Origin of the sequence: Acetanaerobacterium elongatum (assembly GCF_900103835.1) — a bacterium.
GTDB lineage: Bacteria > Bacillota > Clostridia > Oscillospirales > Ruminococcaceae > Acetanaerobacterium > Acetanaerobacterium elongatum.
This window is the reverse complement of sequence record NZ_FNID01000009.1, coordinates 1-13,144: the sequence shown is the minus strand read 5'-3', so window position 1 is coordinate 13,144 and position 13,144 is coordinate 1. Positions and strand designations below refer to the sequence as shown.

At 50.0% G+C, this 13,144-nt stretch carries 14 protein-coding genes and 1 tRNA gene; 5 read left to right on the top strand and 10 right to left on the bottom strand.

What is annotated here, in order from left to right; all coding sequences use genetic code 11:
* Positions 1 to 203: 203 nt before the first annotated feature.
* The 3 genes from BLR50_RS04185 to BLR50_RS04175 are packed head-to-tail and all read right to left on the bottom strand — an operon-like array spanning position 204 to position 2,374.
* The gene (locus BLR50_RS04185; protein WP_092638891.1) at positions 204 to 812 is read right to left on the bottom strand and encodes a class I SAM-dependent methyltransferase; all 609 of its coding nucleotides are present in this window, start codon (positions 810 to 812) and stop codon (positions 204 to 206) included.
* Between the two features lie 24 nt (positions 813 to 836).
* Positions 837 to 1,790, bottom strand: coding sequence for a homocysteine S-methyltransferase family protein (locus BLR50_RS04180; RefSeq protein WP_092638889.1), 954 nt, complete (start codon positions 1,788 to 1,790; stop codon positions 837 to 839).
* On the bottom strand, positions 1,787 to 2,374 hold the full coding sequence (locus BLR50_RS04175; RefSeq protein ID WP_092638887.1) for a DUF6434 domain-containing protein: 588 nt from the start codon (positions 2,372 to 2,374) through the stop codon (positions 1,787 to 1,789). The genes BLR50_RS04180 and BLR50_RS04175 overlap by 4 nt, the downstream gene beginning before the upstream one ends.
* A 294-nt stretch (positions 2,375 to 2,668) precedes the next feature.
* Between BLR50_RS04175 and BLR50_RS04170 the strand changes: the two genes are divergently transcribed.
* Both BLR50_RS04170 and BLR50_RS04165 read left to right on the top strand, forming a co-directional pair.
* Positions 2,669 to 3,469 (top strand): class I SAM-dependent methyltransferase, encoded by an 801-nt coding sequence (locus BLR50_RS04170; protein WP_092638885.1) that lies wholly within the window; start codon positions 2,669 to 2,671, stop codon positions 3,467 to 3,469.
* A gap of 252 nt (positions 3,470 to 3,721) precedes the next feature.
* Entirely contained in the window at positions 3,722 to 5,188 is a 1,467-nt protein-coding gene (locus BLR50_RS04165) for a sensor domain-containing diguanylate cyclase (RefSeq protein ID WP_162840313.1), read from the top strand.
* Positions 5,189 to 5,261: 73 nt separating this feature from the next.
* Here the strand turns inward: BLR50_RS04165 and BLR50_RS04160 are convergent, their stop codons facing one another.
* The 3 genes from BLR50_RS04160 to BLR50_RS04150 form a co-directional block, all read right to left on the bottom strand.
* On the bottom strand, positions 5,262 to 6,152 hold the full coding sequence (locus BLR50_RS04160; RefSeq protein ID WP_092638881.1) for an EFR1 family ferrodoxin: 891 nt from the start codon (positions 6,150 to 6,152) through the stop codon (positions 5,262 to 5,264).
* Positions 6,153 to 6,309: 157 nt separating this feature from the next.
* Positions 6,310 to 7,092: a sugar phosphate isomerase/epimerase family protein gene (locus BLR50_RS04155; protein WP_092638879.1), complete on the bottom strand. Its 783-nt coding sequence runs from the start codon at positions 7,090 to 7,092 to the stop codon at positions 6,310 to 6,312.
* Positions 7,093 to 7,223: 131 nt separating this feature from the next.
* A tRNA-Arg gene (locus tag BLR50_RS04150) sits at positions 7,224 to 7,300 on the bottom strand.
* Positions 7,301 to 7,583: 283 nt separating this feature from the next.
* Here BLR50_RS04150 and BLR50_RS04145 point away from each other — a divergent pair.
* Both BLR50_RS04145 and BLR50_RS04140 read left to right on the top strand, forming a co-directional pair.
* Positions 7,584 to 7,988 carry a bis(5'-nucleosyl)-tetraphosphatase gene (locus BLR50_RS04145; RefSeq protein ID WP_092638877.1) on the top strand — a complete coding sequence of 135 codons (405 nt, stop codon included), beginning with the start codon at positions 7,584 to 7,586 and terminating at the stop codon, positions 7,986 to 7,988.
* 221 nt (positions 7,989 to 8,209) lie between these two features.
* Positions 8,210 to 9,568, top strand: a complete 1,359-nt coding sequence (locus BLR50_RS04140; protein ID WP_162840312.1) for a TrkH family potassium uptake protein — start codon at positions 8,210 to 8,212, stop codon at positions 9,566 to 9,568.
* Between the two features lie 67 nt (positions 9,569 to 9,635).
* Here the strand turns inward: BLR50_RS04140 and BLR50_RS04135 are convergent, their stop codons facing one another.
* A complete protein-coding gene (locus tag BLR50_RS04135; RefSeq protein ID WP_092638873.1) occupies positions 9,636 to 10,970 on the bottom strand; it encodes a DUF4190 domain-containing protein in 1,335 nt (444 codons plus the stop codon).
* Between the two features lie 356 nt (positions 10,971 to 11,326).
* On the opposite strand from BLR50_RS04135, the gene BLR50_RS04130 reads away from it, so the two are divergent.
* Positions 11,327 to 11,788: a VOC family protein gene (locus BLR50_RS04130; protein WP_092638871.1), complete on the top strand. Its 462-nt coding sequence runs from the start codon at positions 11,327 to 11,329 to the stop codon at positions 11,786 to 11,788.
* 101 nt (positions 11,789 to 11,889) lie between these two features.
* On the opposite strand, the gene BLR50_RS04125 is transcribed toward BLR50_RS04130, so the two are convergent.
* Genes BLR50_RS04125 through BLR50_RS04115 form a run of 3 tightly spaced genes read right to left on the bottom strand, consistent with a single transcriptional unit; the run spans position 11,890 to position 12,773 of the window.
* Positions 11,890 to 12,108, bottom strand: coding sequence for a hypothetical protein (locus BLR50_RS04125; RefSeq protein WP_092638869.1), 219 nt, complete (start codon positions 12,106 to 12,108; stop codon positions 11,890 to 11,892).
* A 13-nt stretch (positions 12,109 to 12,121) separates the two neighbouring features.
* Positions 12,122 to 12,565: a hypothetical protein gene (locus BLR50_RS04120; protein ID WP_092638867.1), complete on the bottom strand. Its 444-nt coding sequence runs from the start codon at positions 12,563 to 12,565 to the stop codon at positions 12,122 to 12,124.
* Between the two features lies 1 nt (position 12,566).
* A complete protein-coding gene (locus tag BLR50_RS04115; protein ID WP_092638865.1) occupies positions 12,567 to 12,773 on the bottom strand; it encodes a helix-turn-helix transcriptional regulator in 207 nt (68 codons plus the stop codon).
* Between the last annotated feature and the right edge of the window lie 371 nt (positions 12,774 to 13,144).

The following is a 13,144-nucleotide window of genomic DNA, read 5'->3' as shown; positions in this document are numbered from 1 at the left end:
AAATTGTCAAAAAAAGCAGAAATCGGCACAGAACATGTACAAAATACACGAACAAAATTGAAAAAGAGCAGGAGGTTTAAGATCCCCCTGCTCTGAAAGTGCTTGATACTTATCTTATTAGAATATCTTGAACAATCGGGCATAAACTCTGGCTTATAGTGATATGCAAAGATAATTTATAAAGTTTTAATTAGAAAACAGCATCAGGCTTCTTTCTCCATGCAGATAATCTGCCTGTTTTCGGCTATCTGTACGTCAACACGCTTAAAGCCAAACGGCTCAAAGTTGCGGAGAATCTGCTTTGCGGAATAGAACCGCACATCCCCATCTGGCAGCAGCGGCACAAAGGGGTTTAGCACAACCCTGCAGAAGGTGGGAAGGTAAATCTCGGCGATGTACAGCCTGCCGCCGGGCTTTAGCAGGCGCTGTGCCTCTTTGGCGAAGGCCTGAACATCGGGAAAGTGGTGGTAGGCGCAGCAGACGGTGATGATATCAAACTGCCCGGCCTTTAGCGGGATATGCTCGCATCCGGCTGATACAAACGTCATGGACGGGTTGGCCTTAGACGCAACGCGCACCATCTCGTCCGAGAGATCGGCGCCAAAGCCGCTGATATCCGCTTTGCCTGCCAGCATCCTAAGCAGCGAACCGGTTCCGCAGGCAACGTCTAAAACCATGTCGCCGTCACGCAGTGCTATCACCTGTAAAAGATGCTCCTTAAAGGGCTGTGTAAACCGTCCTTCATAGTTATTGTCGTAGTCTGCCGCCATCTTATTGTAGGCGGCTTTTGATTTCTCGGTGAACGATTTCATTATGTCATCCCCTAATCAATAGATTTATGGTGTTGAAGAACAAACTACCTGCTTTGGGGAGGCGAACTCCTGCGCAATACGGCGGATATGGGTATCGTCCGTTCCGCAGCAGCCGCCGATAATCTTTAAATCGATCAGCTCCGACAGCTTTCGGATAGATTGTGCAAGCTCGATGCAGTCGGAGGTTTTTAACTCGGCGGCGTTATCCAGCGCCTCGGGGGGCAGGTCGGCGGTGTTGGCCTGTATGCCGTGAAAGCGTTCGCGCACAAGCGCGGTTCGGTTAAAGTCACGGCTCAACGCCTTATAGAGGATGTTGGGATGAACGCAGTTGGCCATGTAGCAGACGGGCTTTTGCGCAACACTGCCGTCAATCGCCGCAACAGCGTCGTGGATGGTTGTGCCGTCAATCAGCCTGCCGTTTTCGCGCAGCATGAAGCTGATGATGTAAGGAAGCCTGGTTTGCTCCATTGCTTTCGCCATGCCGATGGCTTCGGGCAGAGCGGGCATGATTCCCGCAAACAGAAAGTCTGCCCCCGCCTGTAAAAACAGGCCGGCCTGCCACGAGTGGAATGTAAACGCCTCATCGGGCTGCAGCACCTCGGTGGCCTTGTAGGCGTCGCCCTTACAGCCCATCAGCCCGCCAACATACATCTCAATGCCCGAACGGTCTCGGATTTCCTTCAAAAACGCCGTGTTGTCAAGAATAATCGATTCATCAAACCCGCCTTGAGCCGTACGGGCCTTATTTGCGCGCCGGGTGGGGGTGGTGGCGATAAAGGGCAGATTGTATTGCCGTGCGCAGGCAATGTATTGGCTCCAAAGCTCAAGCAGGGCCTGCCTGCCGCCCTGTTGATAGAGTATGCCCGCAAGCGCCGCGTTCTCATCGGGCTTAAGATGATATTCTCTTTTCAGCCGTTCTCCCAGGGCTCCTTCCATAAGCAGGGTGGGGCGTTGTTCATAGCAGGTGAGAAAGCTCATAGGCTTACCTCCTCGTAAAGAGCCGCCAAGTCGGTACGCTCATATCGGTGGTGCCCCGGCAGGGCCTTTTTATAGTTCCAGCACCGGATTGCGTCCTGCAGGGTTTTGCCCTGATTATCGGAGAAGAAATCGCGGATATAGGTGTTGTATTCAAACTGCTTATCAATCTTGGTGGGGTTGGCCTTTTTGTCTGCAAGGATCTTTCGGTATGCCTCAAGGGCGTCGCCATAGGTTTTGCCTGCGTTTTCCTTCAGCCAGTTCTGAAACAGCACATTGAATGAAAACTGGCGGCCAAGTTCCCTTTTAAAGAAGGCGCGGTGCTTTTCGGAACAGACGATATTCGGCTCGATGATACTCTCGGCGGTAAGCTCGCCGATATCGGCGGCATATCGTTTTTCCGCCTTGGCGCTCTCTTTTTTGCCGGCACTTAAATAAACGCAGATACGCTGTGTAAGCGCTGCTTTACTGCCCGTAGCCTGCAAGCCCTCCTGACGGCAGAACGCTGTCAGTTCTTCTTTCAGGTAGTAAAATGCCTTGAAGGTATCGCTGTCAAGAGTAACGGTTAGTGCGGGTCTGTCAGTCATCTTCAATTGCTCGCTTTCATACGGAAACTCTATTCTATAAAGAAAAAAGTCGATTGCCTACCGCAACCGGCTCTCTGATTATACCTGATATTACTGGTGAAATCTGCTCACACCTTAATCAATAGTATAGGATAAAATTGCCGGACTGTCAACAATAAATGGATGTAAGCTTCAAAAACACAACGAATGTGCTCTTTTTAATCCATATGGTTCGTCAGCAGAGAAAACGGCGTTTTACTTCCTGCGGCAGATTTTCTATAATGGAGGCATTCTAACAGAAAAGAAGTGTAAAGCATGAAAGAGGTAAAACCCGACTGGTACAAGCGCATCTGGACGCTGGATATCAAGCAGATGTCGTGGGTGGAGGAAACCGGGCGACAGGTGGATTTTCTGGTTCGTGAGATGGGGCTGAACGGCTCCGAGCGGATACTGGATTTAGCCTGCGGGTTTGGCAGGCACAGCATTGCCTTGGCAAAGCGCGGGTTTCGGGTGGTGGGGGTGGATATCACACCCGACTATATTAGCGACGCCGTAAAAACCGCCAAAAGCGAAGGGGTAGAGGCAACGTTTATCTGCTCGGATATACGGGATATTCGCTTTGATGCGGAGTTTGATGTGGTGCTGAATATGGCTGACGGCGCCATCGGCTACCTTGAAAACGAGCAGGAAAACTTAAAAATCTTTGACCGGATAGCGGCGGCGCTCAAGCCCGGCGGCAAGCACTTTATGGATATCTGCAACCGCGAGCATGCCGAGAGCTGCTTTCCCAAGCGGCACTGGGAGGTTGGGAGCAGCTCGGTTTCACTGGCGGAGTTTTCGTGGAACAGCGAAAGCAAGCGCATGCTGTACGGCGGGTTTGAACTGCCGTTTGGCAAGGTAGCACAGCCGCCCGCCGAAATCTGCCCGCATTCCTGCACAAGGTTGTATCACAAGCAGGAGCTTGCGGACATCCTTGCGCAGAGAGGGATGAAGCTGCTTAAAACCTGGAGCGACTATGACGGGAGCCCCGACAGCTTTAAGCAGATGCAGCTGATGGTGTACTCACGCAAAAGCCTTGCTTCATGCAAAAACAGGATTTCGCAACCGATCCTTTAATTTAGTATTCATGATTCTACTATATCTTTTTCCAATTCAAAACACCAAAAAACCGCTTTCCAGGCGGTTTTTTTAGTTGAAAGCAAAAAATATTTTGTATTTTTTAGTCGGCTATTGTAAAATGAGTTTGACGATGATTTACCGCCCCTTTAGCACAGACATCATGGGTGCAGATTCAAAAAAAGAATAATGGCGATGACATCGGTGGATTGTGCCTTTTTGGCGCAAGCGCCGGGAAGGTGTGGTTGTACAGTGAAGAAGCATATGCTGCTCATCAGCAATCTGATTATTATCCTTTCCATTATGGTGGGTTTTTTAGGGATGGCGTACACCGATACGCAAACCTATCAGAACCTTGCGGAAAACAATCTGGAGAACACGCTAAGCCTTGCCGATGTGGATATTTCTAAGCATATCGAGAATTCGATGTCAAAGCCGGTGATGGTTTCCAAAACCATGGCAAACGACGAGTTTTTAAAGGCGTGGCTTGTGCAGGAAAATACCGCCGATGATGCAAGGCTGAAGCAGTTGTACGACTACCTCAAGGCTTATCAGACAAAGTACGACTACACCACGGTGTTCTGCGTTTCGGCCAAATCCGGGAACTATTATTATCAGGACGGCTTGAACAAGACCGTTTCAAAAAGCGACCCGCATGACGTGTGGTACTATAATTTTGTCAATTCAAAGCACGAATACGATCTGGAGATCGACACCAATCAGGCAAACAACGATAATATTGCCGTGTTTGTGAACTTCCGCGTAGAGGGCGACGACGGCAGCCTTTTGGGCATCATCGGGGTGGGGCTGCAGGTGGATTTTGTGGAGAAGACCATCCGCTCGTATGAGAAGGACTACGGCCTTTCGGTTTATATCATCAACGAGGGCGGCTCGCAGAACTCCTTTACCGGCGACACCGATATCTTTATCAACCGGGAGGACCTTGCCAAACGAACCGGCATCGACGAAGCGATTGCGATGGACCAATCGGAGGAATCGAAGATGCAGTGGTTTACCTCGGGCGCCGAGCGGAAGTGCCTGATTACCAAGTATGACAAAACGCTGCGCTGGTATCTGGTGCTGGAGAAGGAGACCAGCTCGATCAGCAGCTCGTTCCAGAAGCGGTTAAAGAGCAATATCCTCTTTATGCTTATTTCGCTCGCGGTGTGCATACTGGTGACGACGGGGGTATTTTGTAACTACAACCGCCGGATGATTGTGGTGGAAAACACCGACGAATTAACCGGGCTGCTCAACCGCAAGCTGTTTACCAAGCAGTATCCGTCAATTATTCGCAGGCGCCCCGAGCAGAAAAAGACGCTGTTTATGTTTGATATCGACCATTTTAAAACCGTAAACGATACCTACGGGCACCTGTTCGGCAACGCCGTTTTAAGCATGGTGGGCGAAGAGCTGCGCAAGACGATAGACGGGCACGGCATAGCGGTTCGCTGGGGCGGCGATGAATTCCTTGGCATCTTAACGGCAGACACCGAAACGGCGCAGCAGATTATTGCCCGGTTTATGGAGGCTGTTAAGAACGAGGAGAAGGATGACCGCTATAACGTGACGGTGAGTGTGGGTATCGCCGAGCTGAGCGGAAAGATGAGCATAGAGGAAGCGGTAAAACGGGCCGATCAGGCGCTGTACCGCTCTAAGAAGGACGGGCGCAACCGTATTACGGTGTATGAGGAAGAGGTTGAGGTTGCGAACGTATAACTAAATAATGAGCCGCCCTTTCCCGAGTGGGGGAGGGCGGCTTTGTAATATTGCAGTTAGTCGCTTAAATCATCTAGTCTATTAATAGATATTTTCTTACAGCGCTCCACGCAAGCCCGCGGCAGCACTCTTGAATGGGCTGCAGGGGCACGCCCTGCATACGCTTTTCAACAGCATTCAGATCGTAACCGCCCTTGAGCACCATGAAGTTGGTGGAATGCATGGCGTGAACGGGGCAGGCATAGATGCAGCGGAAGCACATCACACAACTATCCTTGAAAACCGGCCTGCCGTTTTGAATTTCGATATTCTTTGTTGGGCAATGATCCGCGCACCAGCCGCAGCCTTTGCAGCTTTCATCAACGGTAATTGATTCGGGAAAACGCTTGGCATTTTGCTTTTCGGCTTTGGTGATACAGGCGCGAAGAGGGCTTTTTTTGTTGTATGTACGAACGCTTCTGCCGGAAAGCACATCGCTCAGAATCTGTTCCACCTTTCGGGGCACCGCTTGAATCAGGTGCATGGCGAGATGGTCGTTTACCGGGGTAACCCAGTTGGAGGGCATGCACAGCATGCCGTCATATACCACCGTCAGCCCCTTTTCCTCTAGTGCCTTACAGCAGGCGTTTCGGCAGCCGGTGTTTGGCCAGGTCTCTCCGCCGCCCGAAACCGAGAGCACCACTGCGCGCTTCTTCGAGGCGGGCAGCTGCTCGAGCCAGGTGTAAACAGGCAGCGGGGCATCAAACGCGTGAACGGCGAAGAGGAGGATTATCAGCTCGGCGGAGCTGTTAGCTGACGCATTCGCACCGCAATAGTCCGGCGAGGAGCAATCTAAATTCAACAGCTCGGTTTGAATTTTGCGGGAATTCAGGGCTTGTTCAAAGCAGCGGGCAATCCTTTCGGTTCCGCCGGTTCCCGAGAAGAATACAATCTGCACCGCCGCGGGGCTTTTAGGCTTATTCATAGCATCACGACCTCTCATATCTGTTTAAGCAACACTATTTTATTATAGGAGTTTATCTATAAAATCTATGGCAATGGATCGGTTATCGCTTTCGCCTTCAGGCATTCAGCGTTGCGCTATGCACATAAAGATTATAATTTCCCCGACAAATAGAAGTTTATATTTTTCTCATTTCGTCTATTTTCTTTGCCTTTTGATAAGCCAAATTCAAAAACTGCTGAATCGATAGATGTTCATAATCCCAATTCATCGGCTCTAAGGATGTAGCACCTTGATATCCGGTAATTGCTATTTTCCTCATGACACTAATCCAATCTATACTGCCATCAAAGGGCAACCGATGTTGATTATGCTTTCCGCCATTATCTTGTAAATGCAGAGCTATTAATCGATTCCCGTATAGTTTCAACAAATCATCATTAGGGGCGTAATTTTGGTGATGACAACTATCATAACAATATCCTACATTTTTCGATTGGAATGTACCTAATATCAACGCCAAATTATTAGTATTACTCAGATTTTCGAAAGCAACTTGAACATTCTTTCTTTCTGCCTCACTAATAATATTTTCCAATCTTTTAATACCTAATTTGTTTATAGGATGCCCATCATCTGGTAAATGAATAACCATTGTTGCAATATTGTTTTCGAAGCAATCTTTTACGCATTGCAAATAACTTTGAAAGACACTTTCTCCATCCCAATTGTCTAATGACAAACAGTTTTGTTCATGAACTGGCGTGTGAATGTTTTCTATATGCAATCCTGCATTTCTTGCAAATTGAACATCTTTCTGATAACCAATGCCTCTGCCGAACTTGTCACTCCACCACAGCATTACGCAATCAAAGCCAGCTTTTTTTATCAATTTATATCTTTCCTCAAAAGGCACATCATAACTTGCACCATAACCAAAGCAATCATATATCCCTATCATTGCAGTCCCCCACAAATTCTGGTTTGTCAACCCCTCGGATTATATAAATAATTCCAACTGAGTATATCACAAAGCGCAAACGAATAAAAGGATTCGAACTGTGACGGTTCGAATCCTTTTATCATCGCTATTGGCGTTCCCGAGGTGATTCGAACACCCGACCTACCGCTTAGGAGGCGGTCGCTCTATCCAGCTGAGCTACGGAAACAGATGACTTTTTATATGCGGGAAATTCCCCCGGCAATAGGCAAGTGCCCATAAAAGCAGTATTTATGTTACACCAAAACCCTCTCTTTGTCAACCGCGCATTCGCGTCAGCACATGGTATGTAGGGCGCAAGCAGGGGAACGATAAAATTACACGCAACCTGCAAGGATGTTGATGACTTTGTGCTATTCTTGTGATAAAATAATGTCTATCCCAACATAGAACAATTGGTAAGCACACTGTTTTTATAGGTTAGAACACCGGAAGGAAGGACATGTTGCCAGATGAAACATGAAAAATCATGCGGTGCGCTGGTGTACCGCATTCATAACAATACCTTCGAGCTGCTGCTGATTAAACACCGCTTAGGCGGGCACTGGTCGTTCCCCAAGGGGCATGTGGAGCAGGGCGAAACCGAGCGGCAGACCGCGCTGCGCGAGGTGAAGGAAGAGACAGGCCTGGATATAGAGCTGAAGAGCGGCTTTCGCGAAAGCGTGCAGTACTGCCCGCACCCCAACCTGAGCAAGAAGGTGGTTTACTTTATCGGCGAGGCACTCCCCGGAGAGGTGCATAAGCAGGAAAAGGAGATCATGGATATCCAGTGGGTGCCGTTTTCATCAGCGGAGGAGATTGTTACCCACGAGAACGACAAACGGCTTATTCAAAAGGCCAAGGAGTATTTGTTTTAATAAGCCCGCTGAATAAATCTGAAATGCTGCCCTAAGCGTTTCTAAATGCTTCAGGCAGCAGGCACTATAATCGTGTATGCAGTAATAATGTTTTAAATCAATATACTGGGTAATGATCAGGGTGCTGTTTGCAATATCGTATGCAGTTTGATATAATACAGTTTAGCTTTTAGCACAAACAAAAGAGACAGGGACGAATACTATTTAAGGGAAGGGATTTTGTGTTTCATACCGAAAAGCGGCACCATTTTGTGCAGCAGCCGGTACAGACCATCTGCATCAGCTTTGTGTTGGTAATAGTGGTGGGCGGATTTTTGCTGACGATGCCCTTTTGCTCAAAAGACGGAACCTTTTTGCCTATACTGGACGCATTCTTTACAGCCACTTCGGCCACCTGTGTAACCGGCCTTGTGGTATACGATACCTACCAAAAGTTCAACCCCATCGGGCAGGCGATTATCCTGATGCTTATACAGATAGGCGGGTTGGGCTTATTAACCATCACCTCGTTTTTTAACGTGGTTCTCGGGCGCAAGCTGGGGCTGCGCGGTGCGCATCTGGCATCGGAATCGACCAGTTCCATGGAGCTGCCGGACACCCCCAGGCTGCTGAAAACCATTATGAAGGTTTCGCTTTTGTGCGAAGCAACCGGCGCACTGCTGCTGATGTTTGCTTTTATCCCGCGTTACGGCGCGGAGGGGATATGGATTTCGGTATTCCTGGCGGTTTCGGCGTTTTGCAACGCGGGCTTTGACATTCTGGGGCGGGAGGCCCCCTATGTAAGCCTTTGCAACTACAACAACGACCCCTATGTGCTGATTATCATCTCCAGCCTGATTATACTGGGCGGCCTTGGCTTTGTGGTTTGGAAGGATGTTGCGCAGTATAAAAAGAACCGAAGGCTGATGCTACACACCAAGATTGTGTTGTTTGGAACGGCGGCGCTGATTGTAACAGGTATGATAGGCTTTTTGCTGCTGGAGTGGGGCAACCCCAAAACATTGGGCGGGCTTGAGGTGCCGCAGCGTTTTATTGCCGCTTATTTTCAGTCGGTAACAACGCGTACCGCAGGGTTTAACTCGATTGATAATGCTGTGATGGGCAGCGTTTCTAAGCTTTTAACGGTGCTGCTGATGTTCATAGGTGCATGCCCGGGCTCTACCGGCGGCGGTATTAAGGTAACCACCTTCACGGTGCTGCTGCTTACCGTGGCAAGTGTAGTACGCGGGCGGGAGGATACCGTGATTGCCAAGCGCCGTATTGACAGGCAGACGGTTTACAAGGCGCTTGCTATCTTCTTTTTGGCAGGGGTTGTGGTGCTGATAACCACCTTTATCATCTACTTTACCATGCCGGATAAGGTGGACAGCATCGACGCGCTGTTTGAGGCCACCTCGGCGTTTGGTACCGTGGGGCTTTCGGTGGGTATCTCGCCCAAGGCGAGTGCCGCCTCGAAGATTGCCATGATACTGACCATGTTCCTTGGGCGTGTGGGCCCCGTTTCGCTGCCGCTGGCGCTGGCGTTTAAGCAGCAGAACCGCCATGAGGTGATTCCCGAGGGCAAGATTCTGGTTGGATAACGGATATTTAAAAGGAGCAGCCGCGGCTGCTCCTTTATAGTCTATTGAGAATATAATTTTACTTAAATTAGCTATACAGCTGCATGTAAACAAAGAACAGGTCGTTGCCCTTGTTATCCATCACATACAGGGGGATATAGTCGGAATCGGAGTTGCCGGTGTAGATGTAGGTGAGGTCCTTGGTGGTTTTCTCACCCGGCATCAGCACCGCCTGTTCCAGCGGGTTGTGGAAGGAATCCGGCTTGCCGTAGTATTGGTAGGTGCCGCCGGTGGCATCCTCCAGCCTGAAGAGACTGGGTGTGAGCGTGAAGCTCTCGCTGGAGTTGTTATGCACCGTGATGCCGATGACGATATACTTGGTGCCTGCCTTCTGCTCAATGCGGGAGGAGTTGAAATCGTAGGCGATATCGTTGTTGTTTACCGTTTCCCCCACAAAGTGCTGCGGCAGTGCGTTGTTCTGCTTACTGTCACCACCGTCGTTAAAAGGCGGGATAAATTCATCGGAATTGCCGTAGGAATCGGGGAAGGACTTTTCGCTCTGGTAATTGCCGTTGCGGATATCGGAGTAGATGAGGATGGTAAAGATTAAAACCACCACCATGCACAGGGCCGCGAAGCCGCCGAGGATAATACCCGCAATGGCCAGGCCATGCCCGTTTTGTTCGGGCTTGCGGTACCGATAGGGCACACCGTAGGGGGGTTGTGCCGAGGGAGGAATATACCCCGTGCCGGCGGGTTGATAGTTTTGCGGCGGTGGGGGCGGGGGAGGCGGCGCTTGCTGCGGCATGGGGGGCATAACCGGCTGCTGCCAGTGATGATTCATCGGGGCGGCAGGCGGTACCTGTGGTGCCGGAGGCGGTGTTACGGGCGGGGCTGCCGGTGTTACCGGCGGCTGCGGACGGTAAACAGGGGGCTGATAAGCAGCCTGCCCCATGGCCGCAACGGGCGGCATACCGTAGGGTATTACAGGCGGTTTCGGCTGCGGGCGCGCAGGTTCTAATCCGCGAAGGCTGAACGCGCACACCAGGCAGAAGTTCTGGTTCGGGACGGTGTTGCGGCAGCGCGGGCAGACGGTAAAGCTTTCCTGCTTTGGCATATCTGCCTGCGGGGGAGTATTCTCCTCCACGGCCGGTTTTTCGTCGCTTTCGGGCATACCGGCCTGAGCGGCTGCGGCATCGGGGTTTGCGGGGAAGGGTTGTTCCTTCGGTGTGCTTTCGGGCATCGGAAGCCCCTCCACCGAGGTATCTACAGGCTCTGGTACAGGCTGGCTGCCGCCGCGAAGCTCCTCATCCGAGGGCTCGGACGCGGAGGCGGTATCCACATTAACTTCAGCCTCAGCCATGCTGTCGCCGGAGGACAGGGTTTCGTCTTGTATGGTATTTTTCTCGTAGCTGTCGTACATTCAAAGGGCCTCCTTATCTGCATCCAGATAATTCTATACCTACAATATTAACATAACCCTGTTGGATATACAAGGATACATAATGTTAATTTACTGTTGAAAAAGTGCGAATAGGAGTTTAAAAAGCTATGAACAGCAAAAGAGAATGCAGCCATGAATGAACCTGACATACAGATGTCACAGAGTGTGTGATATTATCAAAGTAACAACTGCGAAAGGACAAAAGTTTGAAAATAAATTTTCAAACTATGGAAAATTGCTGTCGGAGTACAACTCCTCCTGCGGCAAAGCCGCATCGCTATTTTTTATGGCTATTTGTGCTTTCCGGCACAAATGCCGGAAAGGAAGGAATAAACATGAATTTTGTGGCTCCGCTGATTGCGGTAAAGGACATGAAGACGGCGCGCGCTTTCTATGAAAACGTGCTGGGGCAAGAGGTTACCCTCGACCTTGGGCAGAACGTTACCATGAACGGCAGGTTTGCGCTACAGGAGGATTACGCCGGGCTAATGGGCGTGGAGGGCCTTACCATCACCCCAAAGGGAAACGACCATGAGCTGTATTTTGACGAAGAAGACTTCGACAGCTTTATTGAGCGGCTGAACACCTTTGGCGAGATTGCTTACGTTCACAAGGCCAAGGAGTACCCGTGGGGGCAGCGCGTGGTGCGGTTTTACGACCCTGACGGGCACATCATTGAGGTGGGCGAGAGCATGGAGAGCCTGTTCAAGCGCTTTGCTTCACAGGGGATGAGTGTTGAGGAGGTTGCGGCCAGGACGATGCACCCGGTGGAGTTTGTGAAGCTGTATATAAAATAGTACCTGAATGAAAAACCGGGGCAGACCTGTAAAGCTGCCCCGGTTTTTGGCTGGTTGGGATTGTAAGCGGGCAGCCCGTAAAGCCGCCTGAAGATGGAGTGTCATGCTCTCTTAATAAGCCTCTTTTTCCATGCAGTAAGCTTGGATAGGTCGTGCCGCAGGCCGTAGATACCAAGGATATATCCGACAAATGCTAGCCCGGCCAAAAAGCCTTTTAGCATCTCGGGTACAAAATACAAGTGGTGGGTAAACAGCAATAAGCTGCCCAGTACAAGGCCGGCTCTCAGCGGCGGGTTGAGTTTGCTATTACAGCATTTCATATCCGGTGCACTCCTATAGCTTTTTTGAGTAGTAGATATATAAAATTTTATGGGTTACCGATAAAAATACACAGCAGGCAACCAGGGTGAAGAATACAACCGCGTTAAAATAACCTGCAAGAATGCCCGCGGTTAAGATGATAAGCGAGCAGGCATTCAACACATTACCGCCGGTTTTTTCGTTGATTGCGCGGGTGCGCTCGTCATTCTCTTCATAATACAGCTTCTTGAGCTCCGCTTCCTTGCCAAGCACCCGCAGATATTTTATAGAGCCCCAGATTAAGAAGAACTCAACCACGGTGGTTAACCCTACCTGAAAGCCCAGATGGAAGGATGAAAAATTAGTGGCGGCAGGCCATACGGTTACTGCGCCGATGATGACGCAGGCCAGAATAAATAAACCGCCGAATAGATTGACGGCGATTCTTGTGCGCAGTAATTTTTTGAACTGTTCCATGTTATAATTCCTCCACGTCTGAAAAATCAAAAACCTCTTCGATGGTCAAGCCGAAATAGTGAGCGATTCTGTAGGCCAGCACGAGGGATGCGGTATATTTCCCCACCTCGATGGAGGTGATGGTCTGGCGGGTGGTGCCTACGGCCAGTGCCAGTTCTTCCTGCGAGAGCTTGTGCTCCTTGCGCAGCTCTTTTATTTTCGTATTCAAAGCCGACCTCCTCAAACATATAATGCATAGTTAACTTTGCAAATTTAGTATAGTATACTTTGCAAGTTTTGTCAAGCGGACTTTGCAAAAATTTTGGGGTTTAAAATGTAGGGGGCTTGAGTAGAATGGGTAGGGGCGGCCATCGGCCGTCCGCGGGTATCTATAAGGGCGGTGGTGCAAGCACGGAGCGCAATGCGCGCCCCTACATTCTGCGTTTTACCCTCTTGTCGGGAACGGCACCCCATGAAAAAACGGACAGGCTTGCGCCTGCCCGTTTTTTGTTGTAGCTTCAGCGCAAAAAACCACCAGCTCTGCTGGTGGAATTAGAACGCTTATAGCGAAAAGAGGTCCTCCAGTGATAGAATGATGAA

Coding starts and splice junctions, on each gene's coding strand:
- BLR50_RS04185 (WP_092638891.1), bottom strand. CDS start 812: ATGAAATCGTTCACCGAGAAATCAAAAGCCGCCTACAATAAGATGGCG.
- BLR50_RS04180 (WP_092638889.1), bottom strand. CDS start 1,790: ATGAGCTTTCTCACCTGCTATGAACAACGCCCCACCCTGCTTATGGAA.
- BLR50_RS04175 (WP_092638887.1), bottom strand. CDS start 2,374: ATGACTGACAGACCCGCACTAACCGTTACTCTTGACAGCGATACCTTC.
- BLR50_RS04170 (WP_092638885.1), top strand. CDS start 2,669: ATGAAAGAGGTAAAACCCGACTGGTACAAGCGCATCTGGACGCTGGAT.
- BLR50_RS04160 (WP_092638881.1), bottom strand. CDS start 6,152: ATGAATAAGCCTAAAAGCCCCGCGGCGGTGCAGATTGTATTCTTCTCG.
- BLR50_RS04155 (WP_092638879.1), bottom strand. CDS start 7,092: ATGATAGGGATATATGATTGCTTTGGTTATGGTGCAAGTTATGATGTG.
- BLR50_RS04145 (WP_092638877.1), top strand. CDS start 7,584: ATGAAACATGAAAAATCATGCGGTGCGCTGGTGTACCGCATTCATAAC.
- BLR50_RS04135 (WP_092638873.1), bottom strand. CDS start 10,970: ATGTACGACAGCTACGAGAAAAATACCATACAAGACGAAACCCTGTCC.
- BLR50_RS04130 (WP_092638871.1), top strand. CDS start 11,327: ATGAATTTTGTGGCTCCGCTGATTGCGGTAAAGGACATGAAGACGGCG.
- BLR50_RS04125 (WP_092638869.1), bottom strand. CDS start 12,108: ATGAAATGCTGTAATAGCAAACTCAACCCGCCGCTGAGAGCCGGCCTT.
- BLR50_RS04120 (WP_092638867.1), bottom strand. CDS start 12,565: ATGGAACAGTTCAAAAAATTACTGCGCACAAGAATCGCCGTCAATCTA.